Below are 12,611 nucleotides of genomic sequence, written 5' to 3' on the forward strand. Positions count from 1 at the left end.
AATCAAAAATAATAATATTTGAACATTGCGTTCATATTTGAACGTTTTATTTTTTCCGATTCATCGAAACGCTCGTCAAAGGATGTCCCCCATGCAAGCTCCCCTCATTGGCATTAACGGTGCCGGCATCGGCGGTCTGGCCGCCGCCATCGGATTGCTCCGCGCAGGTTTTCGAGTGCGTGTGTACGAGCAGGCGTCGCAGTTCGCGCGCGTCGGTGCGGACATCAACCTGACGCCAAACGCCGTGCGCGCACTCGACGGGCTGGGCGTTGGCGACGAGCTTCGCAAGACGGCTGCGCAGCCGAGCCATCGCATCAGCCGCATGTGGGATTCGGGCGAAACGACGTCGTGTCTGGAAATGGCGCAGACCGCGCAGACGAAGTACGGCGCGCCCCAACTCACGATGCATCGCGCCGATTTGCTGCAAGCGCTGGAGCAAGCCGTCCCGACTGAAGCCATTGCACTCGGGAAGAAGCTCGTGTCCTTCGAAGCGCCCGACGCAGGGCAGACCGGCAGCATCCGTCTGACGTTCGCCGATGGCACGCATGACGACGTCGACGTACTTATCGGCGCCGACGGCATCCACTCGGTCGTGCGCCGTGGCCTGTTCGGGCAGGAGTCGCCGGAGTTCACCGGCGTGGTGGCGTATCGTGCCGTCGTCCCCGCAGAGAAGCTCGGCGGCGTGCCGAATCTCGGTGCGTTCACCAAGTGGTGGGGACCGAATCCGTCGAGCCAGATCGTGACGTTCCCTCTCAACCTCGGCCGTGACATCTTCGTGTTCGCCACGACGCCGCAAGACAGCTGGACGCTCGAATCGTGGACCGCGCCGGGCGACGTGCACGAGCTGCGCGCCATGTATGCCGACTATCACAGCGAAGCGCGCGCCCTGCTCGACGCATGCGACAGCGTGCTCAAGTCGGCGCTCTACGTGCGCGATCCGCTGCCGCAATGGTCGCGCGATCGCGTGTCGCTGTTGGGCGATGCAAGCCATCCGATGATGCCGTTCATGGCGCAAGGCGCGGGCATGGCCATCGAAGACGCTGTGGTACTGTCTCGCCACCTCGCGGATGCCGGTACGGGCGCCGATGCAGCTACCCTGTCGAATGCACTGGCACGATACGAAGCCGCGCGTCGCGAACGCACCGCGCGCGTGCAGATCGGCTCGCGCGGCAATCAGTGGCTCAAGGAAGGCGGCAACGCCGACTGGGTCTACGAATACGACGCCTGGCAAGTACCGCTCGCCGCCTGAGTCCGTCAGGACTTCCGAGCATCGCCGTCCGATTTTGACGAAGGGATTCGAACGCATGACCAAAGCAACGTCCGCCAACACGCCAGCCGCAGGCGCTCCTGAGACTGAGGCGCAAGACACCGCGCAAACGGGTCTCGTGACGCCGGTCATGCGCGCGCTCAAACTGTTGCGCTATGTGGCGGACGGCGGCTCGACGGCGAACCTCAGCGACGTCGGACGTCGCATCGGCGTGAACCGGGTGACGGTCATGCGTCTCGTGGAAACGCTGCAATACGAGGGCGTGCTGGAACCACTGCCGCACGGCGGACATCGGCTCGGCCTCGGATTTCTGACGCTGGCCGCCAGCGCCCTTGCAGGCGAAGACCATCTCGCCACGGCACGACGCGTGCTCACTCGCGTGACGAGCGAGACCGGACTATCGAGCTACCTCACGGTGCTCGATGGCGCACAGGTGCGCTACCTCCTGTGCGAAACACCGGCCCTGCCGCTGGTGAGCAACATCCGGGCAGGCAGTCGCGTCACGGCGCATCTGACGGCACCGGGCCGGTCGTTGTTGGCCCATCTGAACACCGATCGCCGCCGAGCCTTGCTCGGGCCTGAGCCGTTGGCCGCCGCAACCGCGCAGAGCGCGCGGACATACGCGGCGCTCGATGAACAGTTGTCCCGCGACCGCGAAGCCGGTTGCGCATGGAGTCAGGACGGCTTCGAAGCCGGTATCGATGCCTGCGCCGCCGCTGTACTCGACGCGCACGGTCGGCCCTTGGCAGCCCTGAGCGTTGCCGGTCCCCGGGCGCTCGTCGGCACCGATTCCGTCACACGCGAGCGCACTGCCCGCGTTGTGAAGTCGGGCGCTGCCGATCTCGCCGTATTACTGGCAGACGCGCCAGCTTTCCTTGCGGCGGCGGAACGGGCCTGAGTTCACGCAAGCAACGTCATCCCTTTGAACACGTGGCATTCACGGCGATACCGCTTGCCACACACCGCCACACGTCGGTGGAAATCGTGCCCTCGCCAACATTGCCACGGCGTGCCGCGTAACACGCCGTAACGCGGTTCTCGCCTTACCTTCCCCTCTCAAAGCCCCTGAACCCCCGTCTCGGTTGCTAGGATTTTCTGTGACGGGCGCAGACATGCCGCATCGATTCCGTGCATGTCGAAGCCCGCTTTGCGGCGAATCCAATGACGAAGAACTCTCTGAAATGGCAGCACGTGGCGGTCGCCAGCGTGCTTTGTGGTGCCTCGGCGTTTGCGCAGGCACAGGAAGCCACCGTGTTCGCGGGCGGCATGAACGCGCGTAACGACGACAACGCGCACACCTATGCGTGGGGTTTCGATTACCGTCAGGCGCTGAGCGAGCATTTCGCGACCAGCTTCACGTGGTTGAACGAAGGCCACGTGCCGGATCATCACCGGGACGGCTTCGCGGTGCAGGTCTGGGCGCACCAGCCGCTCTTCGACCGGCGATTCGATGTCGCCGTCGGCGTCGGCCCCTACCACTATTACGACACCGTTCAGGGCAGTCGCGGACGCCGCTACGAAGACGATCACGGCTGGGGTGCAATGTTCTCCGTCGCGGCGACGTGGTACTTCGAAAGCCGCTGGTACGTGCAGGCGCGTGCCAACTACGTGCAATCGCCGTCGAGTGTGAATTCCGTCACCTATTTGCTCGGCGTCGGCTATCAGTTGGAGAAGCCGTCGTCACCTGGCCCGTTGTCGGGCGGTTCGAAGCCGGGGTTGCCGACGGGCGATGTGCTGTCTGTGATGGCGGGAATATCCGTCGTGAACAGCCTCGATTCGCAGAATGCGGCAGCGGAGGCCATCGAATACCGTCACGGCTTCGGGCCGTGGTTCGACGGCACGGTGTCGTTCATCAACGAAGGACACAGTGATATCGGGAGTCGTCAGGGCGCCGCGGCGCAGGTGTGGATCAAGGACGATTTCTTCGACGACCGCTTCAGCCTCGGTCTGGGCTTCGGACCTTACGTCACGTGGAATAAGTACAAGGAGAACCGTGCGGCGGACGGTGCACAGAACGTCGTCGCCGGTTTGCTGACGATGAGCGCCGCCTACCGATTCGCCGATCACTGGGTCGGACGTATCTCGTGGAACCGTGTCGTCACCGGCTATGACCGCGACAGCGATATCTTCCTCGCGGGCGTCGGGTACAAATTCTGATGCATTGCGACGTTCTGTCGCACTCCTTTTAATTAATATCTTCATTAGAGTCTTCGCTCGACATTCCCGTTGACTGTCGAGCGACTCGAAATCCTTATATGGCAAGGGTTTCGAGCCGATTCATTCTTCGCAATTCATTGTTGCGCCGCATGCGGTTACTCCTGCGACGTGGTCGTCCTACCTTAGAGGCGTAGGCGGTGCCGGACTCGAAAGCGAGCTGGCCGACCACCCCAAAAAAAGCAATGACAGGAGAATAATCATGACCCGCACTCTTTCTCATCTGATGATCGCCGCAACCCTCGCTGTAGCCGCTGCCCCGGCAGCGTTCGCAGGCACTGGCGGCAACGGTTATCCGAACGAAAACTTCTTCTGGCAATCGAGCGTGTATAGCGAACAGCTCGCCGTGCCGCGCGCTCAGGTCAAGCAAGAACTGATCGACGCACAAGGCTCGCTGACCCAGACCGATAGCCAGTACCCGGTCCTCAAGACCTACGGCAACCCGGTAGGCGCTCACGCGCAAGGCTCGACCGCGCTGATGAACTCGACTTATCGAGGGAATTGATTGGCCGTGGTGCCCCAGTTGAAAAGAAACACCCCGCGCAGTTTGGCGGGGTGCTTCTTTTTGTCTACGGGAATCAGACAGCGATGGCCGACAGTTTGCGTTCGCCGAGCGGCGTGACGCGCAGCGCCCGCGCCTCGCGCGTGGGTTCGAGCCATTTGGCGTCGAGATAAGTGCTGAGCAATGCAGCCCCCAAAGCGCCGCCGAGATGCGGCTTGCGTTCGCTCCAGTCCGGACAGGTACAAGCGAAGCGACGGCGCCGCGCATGCGCCTGAGTGAGATCAACGCCGAGTGCGATCAGGCCATCGGTGCCTGCGTCGGTAAGTGACACGTCGCTTCCATCGATACGAATCCACCGACGCGCGTGCATCCGCGCAAACAGGTCGACGGCAATCTCCCCGGCGAGATGGTCGTAGCAGGTGCGCGCGTGACGCAGCGGGATCGGTGTCGCACGGCTGACCGGCACCGGCCGCGGCCGAAGCTCCCGCGTCGCCAGGACAGCGCTGGCGAGCGCCTCGATGGCCGCTGCCGTCTCCGGCGTAGCGATGCGGAAATACCGATGCCGTCCCCGCGCCTCCTGCGCAAGAACGCCGCCGTCGACAAGGCGGGCAAGGTGGCCGCTGGCGCTGGAGGGGGACAGCCCCGCAACGAGCGCAAGCTCCCCGGCAGGACGGGCAGAGCCATCCATCAACGCCCAAAGCATGGTCATGCGGCCAGCGTCGGCAAGGAGCGCGGCGAGGGAACTGACGCCCGGTGCGGCATCGCGTGCAGTGTCCATGTCAGGACTCCTTTGAAGAATATGTCCGCAGTATAGGTCCGACGGCGCGTTCAACAGTTCAGGACAGGATGAAACGTGGCAGGCGCTTCATGGCGCATCCTTGACACCATCGAGACACGTTTCAGAGGCTCTTCGCCATGTCAGTCGCCACCCTTGCATCGCCCACGCAGCCGCACAACCGCTTTCCCGCGAACGCGCTTGAGGCCGTCACGCACCCCGATCCTTACCCGTACTACGCGTCGCTGGCCACCCGGCGCCCCTTGGGCTTCGACGCATCGCTTGGCCTCTGGGTCGCTGCCGGACCGGAGGCGCTGGCGGAGGTATTGGGGCATCCGGCTTGTGGTGTGCGTCCGGCGGGGGCTGTGGTGCCTGCCGCGTTGGTTGGCGGACCTGCTGGTGAGTGGTTTGGAGCGCTCGTCCGTATGAACGACGGCCCCGCTCACGCGGCGATGAAGCCTTGGCTCAACGCGCAGCTTGCGACGCTGCATGCCGACCGGGACACGCTCGTTCGTCTGCACGACGCCAGTCAGGCCGCCTGCGCCGACGCCTACCTCGCGCGCGGCGACGCCCCCGCCGCCCGCCTCGACGACTTCGTCTTTCGTCAGCCCATCTACGGCCTCGCGGCATGGCTGGGCGTTCCCGCAGCACAATGGACCGAAGTGCATGAAGACGTGCAGCCGTTGGTCGCGGCAATGGCCGAAGCTGGCAAACCGTTGCCGCGCGCCGACGTGCTGGCGCATGGACACCGCGCCGCCGCAGCGCTGCGTCTGCGTGCCGCTCGCTGGCTCGACAACGACGCCGCCCCCGGCACCTGGCTGCGAGAAGTCGCCCGGCGCGCAGCTGACAACGACAGTATCGACTTCAATGCCCTCACGGCGAACATCGTCGGCCTCTTCACACAAACCCACGATGCCTGCGCCGGTCTTGTCGCCAACAGCATCCGACGGCTTGCACGAAGTGCCGATGTCACCCCCGCGTCGGCAGATCCGGCAGACCTCAGTGTCGCCATCAAGACCGTCAGCGACGTCATCCGCTTCGATCCGCCGGTACAGAACACACGACGTTTTCTGCACGCGCCTGCGGTCATCTGCGAACAGGCACTGGCGCCGGGCGACGTCATTCTTGCCGTGCTGGCGTCCGCACCGCCGAGCGCAATGCCGGACGGTGTGGCATGGACCTTCGGGACCGGCGCCCACGCCTGCCCGGGACGCTCCCCCGCGAGCACGATTGCCGCCGTCGGCGTTCACGCAATACGCCAAGGGGGCGAAGACCTTGCGTCGTTGGCAGGCGGCACTGCGTACCACCCGCTCGTTAATATCCGCATCGCCCGGTTTTCCGTGTAGTCCTGGTGTTTTGAGTCGGTTGACGGCGGTCCGCGCAATTCGTTTTATCTATCGAAATATTAATTTCATCTGATAAAACAAGATTCATTGACACGCCCCCCTTTGCCCACAAGGCTTTGCGCGGCGTCCCGCCGTCCGCCCGGGATTTCAGGCAGCATGACACTTTCCTCTTCGCCACCCTCGTCCATCATCCTCTCCGGTCGCGGCAGCCTCGCGCGACGGACGGCGGACAGGCGACCGATGTTCCTGCTGCTCTCATGTCCAACACACTTTCCGACGGCATGCCCATGCCTGCACGGCTCTGGGCCGTGGCGACCGTCATGCTCGCTATCGCCTTGTCGGTGCTCGACAGCGCCATCGCCAACGTGGCACTGCCGACCATCGCGCGCGATCTGAACGCCAGCCCTGCCACCTCGATCTGGATCGTCAACGCATATCAGCTCGCCATCACCATTTCGCTGTTGCCGCTCGCCGCGCTCGGCGAAATCGTGAGCTACCGGCGCGTCTACACGGTCGGTCTCGCCCTCTTCACCGTCGCCTCGCTCGCCTGCGCGCTCTCCGACTCCCTCGTCACGCTGACGCTCGCACGCGTAGCGCAAGGCTTTGGCGCGGCCGGGATCATGAGCGTGAACACGGCGCTTGTGAAGACGATCTACCCGTCGCGCTGGCTCGGACGCGGTGTCGCCCTCAACTCGCTGATCGTGGCCGTCTCCTCCGCTGCGGGGCCGACGATTGCTGCGGGCGTGCTCTCTATCGCCCACTGGCCGTGGCTCTTCGCGATCAACGTACCGCTGGGCATCATCGCGTTCGCTATCGCCGTGCGCTCGCTGCCGGACAGCACGCGCTCGTCGCATCCCTTCGACTGGATGGGTGCGCTGTTGAGCGCACTGACGTTCGGGCTACTGATCTCCGGCATCGATTCGTTTGGCCACGGTCAGGAGCGCTGGCTCGTCGCCGTGGAGATTGCGGCGGCCATCGTCATCGGGACGGTCTTCGTACGCCGCCAACGCCGTCAGCCAGTGCCGCTGCTGCCCGTCGATCTGTTGCGTATCCCCATTTTCGGGCTGTCGATCTGCACGTCGATGGCGTCGTTCTGTGCGCAGATGCTCGCATTCGTCTCGCTGCCCTTCTTCCTTCAGGACACCCTCGGCTTCGATCATGTGCAAACGGGTCTGCTGATGACAGCGTGGCCGCTCACCATTGTGGTCGTCGCCCCCCTGGCGGGACGTCTGCTGGAGTACTACAAGCCGGGGCTGCTCGGCGCGATCGGGCTGGCCGCGTTCGCGCTCGGTCTGCTCGCGCTCGGCTTGCTGCCCGATCAGCCAGGCACGCTCGACATCGTGTGGCGCATGGCGTTGTGCGGCTTCGGTTTCGGACTGTTCCAGTCGCCCAACAATTACGCGATGTTGATGTCCGCCCCGAGCCATCGCAGCGGCGGCGCAAGCGGCATGCTGGGCACCGCGCGCCTGACCGGACAGACGACCGGCGCGGCGCTCGTAGCGCTTGTCTTCAGCGTCGCGCCGCAGGGCTACGGCACGCGAGCGTCGCTTTACGTGGCGGCCGCGTTCGCAGCGGTAGCTGCGGTCGTGAGCAGTCTGCGCACGTTGCCGTCCGCGCAGCCGGCAGTGAAATGACGACGCGTCGGACGCCGCGCCGGATACCCCTTCCCGGGCCGCGTAAGCGGGTTCACCCGGCCGACCGTCCGGCCGTGCTACACTGCCGACCTTTTACGGCTCGCCAGCGCGGGCCGCAAACGCCATGAGTTTCTGCGCCATCGATTTCGGCACTTCGAATTCTGCCGTCGCCGTGAAAGGCGGCAGCGCCATGCGTCTGGTCGAACTTGAGGCCGGATACGGCACGCTGCCCACCGCCGTGTTCTTCAACGCCGACGAAGGCGGCCGCGCCTCGTTCGGGCGTCAGGCCGTCGCCGATTACGTCGATGGCTACGACGGGCGCCTCATGCGCTCGCTCAAAAGCCTGCTCGGCTCCTCCCTGATCGAAAGCACCACCGACCTCGGTAACGGCTCGGCGATGCGCTACATCGACATCATCGCCACGTTCCTGCGTCACCTGCGCACCCATGCGGTGAAGGCCGATGGCGGCGATCTGCGTCAGGTCGTCATGGGGCGTCCGGTGTTCTTCGTCGACGACGATCCGAAGGCGGACGCTGCCGCGCAGCGCTCGCTCGAACAAAGCGCACGCGACGTCGGCTTCAAGGACGTGCATTTCCAGTTCGAACCGATCGCCGCCGCATTCGATTACGAATCGCGTCTGACGGAAGAACAGCAAGTCCTGGTCGTCGACATCGGCGGCGGTACGTCCGACTTCTCGCTCGTGCGTGTCGGCCCGGATCGCGCCCGTCATCTGGATCGTAAGGACGACGTGCTCGCGCACCACGGCGTACACATCGCCGGGACCGACTTCGACCGCCGCATCGAGCTGGCAACTATCCTGCGCGAACTCGGCTACAAGGCGCTCGGCCCGGACGGCAAGGAAGTCCCCAACCGGATTTACTTCGATCTCGCCACGTGGCACCTGATCAACACCGTCTACACGCCCAAGCGCGTGGGCGAACTGGCGCTCACGGCGCATCTGTATGCCGACGCGGCGCATCACCGTCGTCTCATGCGCACGGTCGAACAACGCCTCGGGCACGCACTGGTCGGTCATGCGGAAGAGGCCAAGATCGATGTGTCCGCCGGTGGTGAGACGCGAATTGACCTCTCGGTCATCGAGCGCGAACTGGGTGTGGCCTTCTCGGAAGCCGGTCTGGTAGAGGCTGTGAGCGACGAAATCGCCAGCATCACGGCGGGCGCCGTGCATACGGCATCGCTCGCCGGGCTGCGCGCAGAGGATGTCGACGCCCTGTATTTCACCGGCGGCTCGACGGGACTGCGTTGTCTGTCCAGCGCGATGTGCGCTGCCTTCCCGCAAGCGACGCCGGTCTTCGGCGACCGCCTCGCCAGCGTGGCGCTGGGTCTGGGCATTCACGCAAAGCGCGTGTTTTCCTGATCGTTCGTCTCACGCGTCCCACGACGAAAAAAGCGCGCGACCGAAAGATCAGCGCGCTTTTTTTATGCCGTCAGGCGAAGCGGGAAACCGCACCAATCAAGTCGCGAGCAAACCAGCAGCGTCAGCGCGGCAATTTGGTATGCCTTGTGGGAAAGTCGATGCCCGCTTGGGCCAACGCGCGGGCTTCCTTGCTGCCTGGCACCACTCGCAAATCGCCAGTGAAAACCCATTGAAGCGGCTTATACCCGCCAACGGCTGTCATTCTTGTCATCGCTTTCAGACCACTGAAGGACGGCTCAGCGAGCTTGGCCTGCAACCATTTAGCCTTACGCACCATGCTTGCAACTTCGCTAGTGCTGGAAGCGGGGTGCGGCTCAAGCCAGAACACATACTCTTGACCGCCTGTACCGATCCCCAGACCATAGTCCCATCTCGGCGCGTTTGGCTCAGCTGCGCGAAAGTGAGCATCCAGATCCACACTCCCTGTGTGTTTGCACTGAGGATACAAACTCACCAGATCCCGATATTTACCTTCAAGCGCATTCTTCCCCGGATGATGCGTCACGTCAGCGTCATTCGCCGCTTTGGAAAAACCGGTTGCTTCGGATACCTTTTCAGCAGCTTTCTTTGTCTTGGCCATCGAATCAGTCAGCGTCGCGTGTCATTGATTCTCGCGCTTCTTGCGAGCCTGTTTGGTGGGTGCAGCGTGAACCGCATTTGTCACCGCCGCATTTGCCTTCGACGCAAAACCCACCACGCCGCCCCACTCCGACTCCTCGATGGCATCCGCCATCGGGTCCAGATTCGATATGTCTCGTGCTGACGAATTCCGGTCGAAGTAGTAGACCTTGAAGTCCTTTTCAAGGGTGCTGGTCGCAAGTTCTTTGGTGTACGGCACCGACTTCAAGTCAAACAGCTTCCGAACGCTTGCTTCGCCCGCATGATTCTTCTTGAGCTCTTGCAGCGCCCACACCATTTCCAGCACAACCGGCGTGTGCGTCGACAGGACGACCCGGTAGTTGCGCCGCAACAGCTCCAGCACCAGTAACAGTACGGCTTGAATGCCCTTCGGGTGCAGCCCCATCTCGGGCTCTTCGATTACGACCCAATCGATCGTTTCGGTCACCGTCTTACCTGACTTTCGTTTGGTCTTGGACGTACACAGCCAATATAAGCCCATCAGCATCGGTGTGAATTCTCTTTGCCCCGCCGACCAAGAAAGAAACCCAAGCGGCTTCTCCTGTCCAGGCACCTGAAGCGCCAAGCGCTTGGTGAACTCGCTGTCATCCACAACAAGGCTCGTTCTTCCGAACAACTGCTCCGCGATAGGCTCGCGAAGTGATTCATTCAATCGGTTCGGCGCAGGGAACAGCTCTCGCATCGTTGCGAAGTCGTTCTGAATCAGATCGTGAACTGCGTCGCTGAAAGAACGAAGTACGTATGGATCGCCGAAATTGAAGGTGCCGAAGTTCTGCGATACGCCGTTCGGTAGGCTCATCACTCGTTGTGCCGGAATGTAAAACAGCCGTTCGTAGCGTGTTTTACTCTTGCTCGGACGAGCCAAATCTCTCAAATTCCAAGCCTTCCCGTCGAACGAAATGGCGGAACGTTCGGACCAGCCGCCAGCGATTCCACGACCATAGAAGGCATCGAGAAATGCGTCCTCATTGCCTCCGAACGACATGCTGTGATGGTTGAACATGTCGTGGATCTGATCGCGATCGATCAGCAACTTGAGCGTCTGGAGAAAGATACTCTTGCCGGTCGCCTGAGGACCGACAATGACAGTCAGATCGCCAAAGGAGACGTCTGCCGACTGAATAGGGCCGAATTGGCTGAGTTGCAAACGAGGGGATTTCGCCTTTGCCAATGCCTGCTCCAATGAGAAAAGGAGGACGAACGGAATGGCCGAGATTGTACCTTGCTACGTCAAGCGTAAGGAGGTATCGGCGGCTCTGGCCTGCAACGCACACAATGCCGAATGCACGCGCCCCGCCGTCAAGATCAAAGATATCAACGACGGGCAAGCGACTTCGCAAGTCAGATGCGGTTCGGAGCTTTCACACGAGGAATTGCCAGAGCAGCAACGTCATCACCAGTCCGACCAGCGACACGATGGTCTGCAACACCGACCACACCCACAGCGTCTCCTTGAGCTTGAGGCCGAAGTACTCACGCACCATCCAGAAGCCCGCGTCGTTGACGTGGCAGAAGAACACCGACCCCGCCCCGATCGCCAGCGCGATGAGCGAGCCCTGCACCGGCGGCAGATGCATCACGAGCGGCGCGACGATACCAGCGGTCGTGGTCGTGGCGACCGTCGCCGACCCCGTCGCCTGACGCAACGCCACCGCGATCAGCCACGCCAGCAGAATCAGCGGCATATGCGTGCCGACCGCCACCTTGCCGATGGTCGTCGCAATACCTGCCGTCACCAGCGCCTGCTTCAGCCCGCCGCCCGCACCGATGGTGAGCAGCAGCCCGGCAATCGGAGGCAGCGCGCGACGCAGTGTCTCGCCCACGCGAGCGCGCGGCAAACCTCGCCCCCAGCCCAGCACGACGATGGCGACGACGACCGTCAGCGCCAGCGCGATGATCGGCTCGCCGAGGAAGTTGAGCGCGTCGAACAGTGGCGTCTCCGGGGTAAGCGCCACCTTCGCAAGCGTGCGGCCCAGCATGAGCACGACCGGCAGCAGAATCACCAGCAGCGCCGCCGCGAACGGCGGCTGCGACACGTCGTCGTCACGCTTGGTGAATAGCTCGCCCATTTGCTGCGGTGCCTGCACTTGCAAACGCGGCGCAAGCCACATGCCGTACAACGGCCCGGCGAGAATCACGGCCGGGATGGCGATGAGCAGCCCCAACCCCATCGTCATGCCCAGATCCGCGTGCAGCGCCGACACGGCGATCAGCGGTCCCGGATGCGGCGGCACGAGCGCGTGCAGCGTCGTCATGCCCGCCAGCGCGGGAATCGCCACCCGCAGAATCGGCGTGTTCGCGCGACGCGCCATCACGAAGATGATCGGCACCATCATGACCAGACCGACTTCGAAGAACAGCGGCAGGCCGATGATCATGGCGACGAGCGCCATCATCCACGGCAACGCCGCACCTTTCGCAAACTTCAGCAGCACCGTGACGATCCGGTCGGCCGCCCCGGTGTCGGCCATCAACGCCCCGAGCATGGCCCCGAGCGCGATGATCATGCCCGCATCGCCCAGCAGACTGCCTGCGCCCTTGCTGAACGAACTGGCCACCGCTTCGAGCGGTAGTCCTGCGCCAAGCCCGGCGATGAACGTGCCGATGAGAATCGACAGGAACGGCGATAGCTTGAGCGCGCTGATGAAAACGATGATGGCCATGAGGCCGACGAGACAGGACAGCAGAAGGCGAGTGTCGTGCGCTGCCCAAGGCACGACGTGGTTGACTATCTCCACGATGATCCTTGATGACGAGAAACGAAAACACCGGCGCGCAGCGCGCAGCCGGTGTGTG

General features: G+C 63.2%; 11 protein-coding genes. 7 read left to right on the plus strand and 4 right to left on the minus strand.

Going from position 1 to position 12,611, the window contains the following annotated elements; all coding sequences use genetic code 11:
• Window positions 1-91: 91 nt before the first annotated feature.
• The 4 genes from PCO31010_RS16405 (at window position 92) to PCO31010_RS16420 (ending at window position 3,986) form a co-directional block, all read left to right on the plus strand.
• Window positions 92-1,249 carry an FAD-dependent monooxygenase gene (locus PCO31010_RS16405; RefSeq protein WP_150665181.1) on the plus strand — a complete coding sequence of 386 codons (1,158 nt, stop codon included), beginning with the start codon at window positions 92-94 and terminating at the stop codon, window positions 1,247-1,249.
• 55 nt (window positions 1,250-1,304) lie between these two features.
• Window positions 1,305-2,165 carry an IclR family transcriptional regulator gene (locus PCO31010_RS16410; protein WP_150665182.1) on the plus strand — a complete coding sequence of 287 codons (861 nt, stop codon included), beginning with the start codon at window positions 1,305-1,307 and terminating at the stop codon, window positions 2,163-2,165.
• Between the two features lie 263 nt (window positions 2,166-2,428).
• Window positions 2,429-3,424, plus strand: a complete 996-nt coding sequence (locus tag PCO31010_RS16415) for a hypothetical protein (protein ID WP_150665183.1) — start codon at window positions 2,429-2,431, stop codon at window positions 3,422-3,424.
• Between the two features lie 259 nt (window positions 3,425-3,683).
• A complete protein-coding gene (locus PCO31010_RS16420) occupies window positions 3,684-3,986 on the plus strand; it encodes a DUF4148 domain-containing protein (RefSeq protein WP_150665184.1) in 303 nt (100 codons plus the stop codon).
• Window positions 3,987-4,059: 73 nt separating this feature from the next.
• Here the strand turns inward: PCO31010_RS16420 and PCO31010_RS16425 are convergent, their stop codons facing one another.
• Complete coding sequence (locus tag PCO31010_RS16425) at window positions 4,060-4,761, minus strand: ArsR/SmtB family transcription factor (RefSeq protein WP_150665185.1); 702 nt, start codon at window positions 4,759-4,761, stop codon at window positions 4,060-4,062.
• Between the two features lie 137 nt (window positions 4,762-4,898).
• On the opposite strand from PCO31010_RS16425, the gene PCO31010_RS16430 reads away from it, so the two are divergent.
• The 3 genes from PCO31010_RS16430 to PCO31010_RS16440 all read left to right on the plus strand — a co-directional run bounded on the left by PCO31010_RS16430 (window position 4,899) and on the right by PCO31010_RS16440 (window position 9,116).
• Window positions 4,899-6,104 carry a cytochrome P450 family protein gene (locus tag PCO31010_RS16430; RefSeq protein WP_150665186.1) on the plus strand — a complete coding sequence of 402 codons (1,206 nt, stop codon included), beginning with the start codon at window positions 4,899-4,901 and terminating at the stop codon, window positions 6,102-6,104.
• 257 nt (window positions 6,105-6,361) lie between these two features.
• Window positions 6,362-7,738, plus strand: a complete 1,377-nt coding sequence (locus PCO31010_RS16435) for an MFS transporter (RefSeq protein WP_150665187.1) — start codon at window positions 6,362-6,364, stop codon at window positions 7,736-7,738.
• 124 nt (window positions 7,739-7,862) lie between these two features.
• The gene (locus PCO31010_RS16440; protein ID WP_150665188.1) at window positions 7,863-9,116 is read left to right on the plus strand and encodes an Hsp70 family protein; all 1,254 of its coding nucleotides are present in this window, start codon (window positions 7,863-7,865) and stop codon (window positions 9,114-9,116) included.
• Window positions 9,117-9,237: 121 nt separating this feature from the next.
• Here the strand turns inward: PCO31010_RS16440 and PCO31010_RS16445 are convergent, their stop codons facing one another.
• From PCO31010_RS16445 to PCO31010_RS16455, 3 genes are all read right to left on the minus strand, one after another.
• Window positions 9,238-9,756 carry a hypothetical protein gene (locus PCO31010_RS16445; protein WP_150665189.1) on the minus strand — a complete coding sequence of 173 codons (519 nt, stop codon included), beginning with the start codon at window positions 9,754-9,756 and terminating at the stop codon, window positions 9,238-9,240.
• Window positions 9,757-9,777: 21 nt separating this feature from the next.
• Window positions 9,778-10,986, minus strand: a complete 1,209-nt coding sequence (locus tag PCO31010_RS16450) for an AAA family ATPase (protein ID WP_150665190.1) — start codon at window positions 10,984-10,986, stop codon at window positions 9,778-9,780.
• Window positions 10,987-11,176: 190 nt separating this feature from the next.
• Window positions 11,177-12,553, minus strand: a complete 1,377-nt coding sequence (locus PCO31010_RS16455) for a GntT/GntP/DsdX family permease (RefSeq protein ID WP_425495022.1) — start codon at window positions 12,551-12,553, stop codon at window positions 11,177-11,179.
• Window positions 12,554-12,611: the final 58 nt, after the last annotated feature.

The organism is Pandoraea commovens, assembly GCF_902459615.1.
Classification (GTDB): domain Bacteria; phylum Pseudomonadota; class Gammaproteobacteria; order Burkholderiales; family Burkholderiaceae; genus Pandoraea; species Pandoraea commovens.

What these genes read in the sequence shown, in the direction of transcription:
- PCO31010_RS16405 (WP_150665181.1), top strand. Translation starts at nt 92, where the DNA reads ATGCAAGCTCCCCTCATTGGCATTAACGGTGCCGGCATCGGCGGTCTG.
- PCO31010_RS16410 (WP_150665182.1), top strand. Translation starts at nt 1,305, where the DNA reads ATGACCAAAGCAACGTCCGCCAACACGCCAGCCGCAGGCGCTCCTGAG.
- PCO31010_RS16415 (WP_150665183.1), top strand. Translation starts at nt 2,429, where the DNA reads ATGACGAAGAACTCTCTGAAATGGCAGCACGTGGCGGTCGCCAGCGTG.
- PCO31010_RS16420 (WP_150665184.1), top strand. Translation starts at nt 3,684, where the DNA reads ATGACCCGCACTCTTTCTCATCTGATGATCGCCGCAACCCTCGCTGTA.
- PCO31010_RS16425 (WP_150665185.1), bottom strand. Translation starts at nt 4,761, where the DNA reads ATGGACACTGCACGCGATGCCGCACCGGGCGTCAGTTCCCTCGCCGCG.
- PCO31010_RS16430 (WP_150665186.1), top strand. Translation starts at nt 4,899, where the DNA reads ATGTCAGTCGCCACCCTTGCATCGCCCACGCAGCCGCACAACCGCTTT.
- PCO31010_RS16435 (WP_150665187.1), top strand. Translation starts at nt 6,362, where the DNA reads ATGTCCAACACACTTTCCGACGGCATGCCCATGCCTGCACGGCTCTGG.
- PCO31010_RS16440 (WP_150665188.1), top strand. Translation starts at nt 7,863, where the DNA reads ATGAGTTTCTGCGCCATCGATTTCGGCACTTCGAATTCTGCCGTCGCC.
- PCO31010_RS16445 (WP_150665189.1), bottom strand. Translation starts at nt 9,756, where the DNA reads ATGGCCAAGACAAAGAAAGCTGCTGAAAAGGTATCCGAAGCAACCGGT.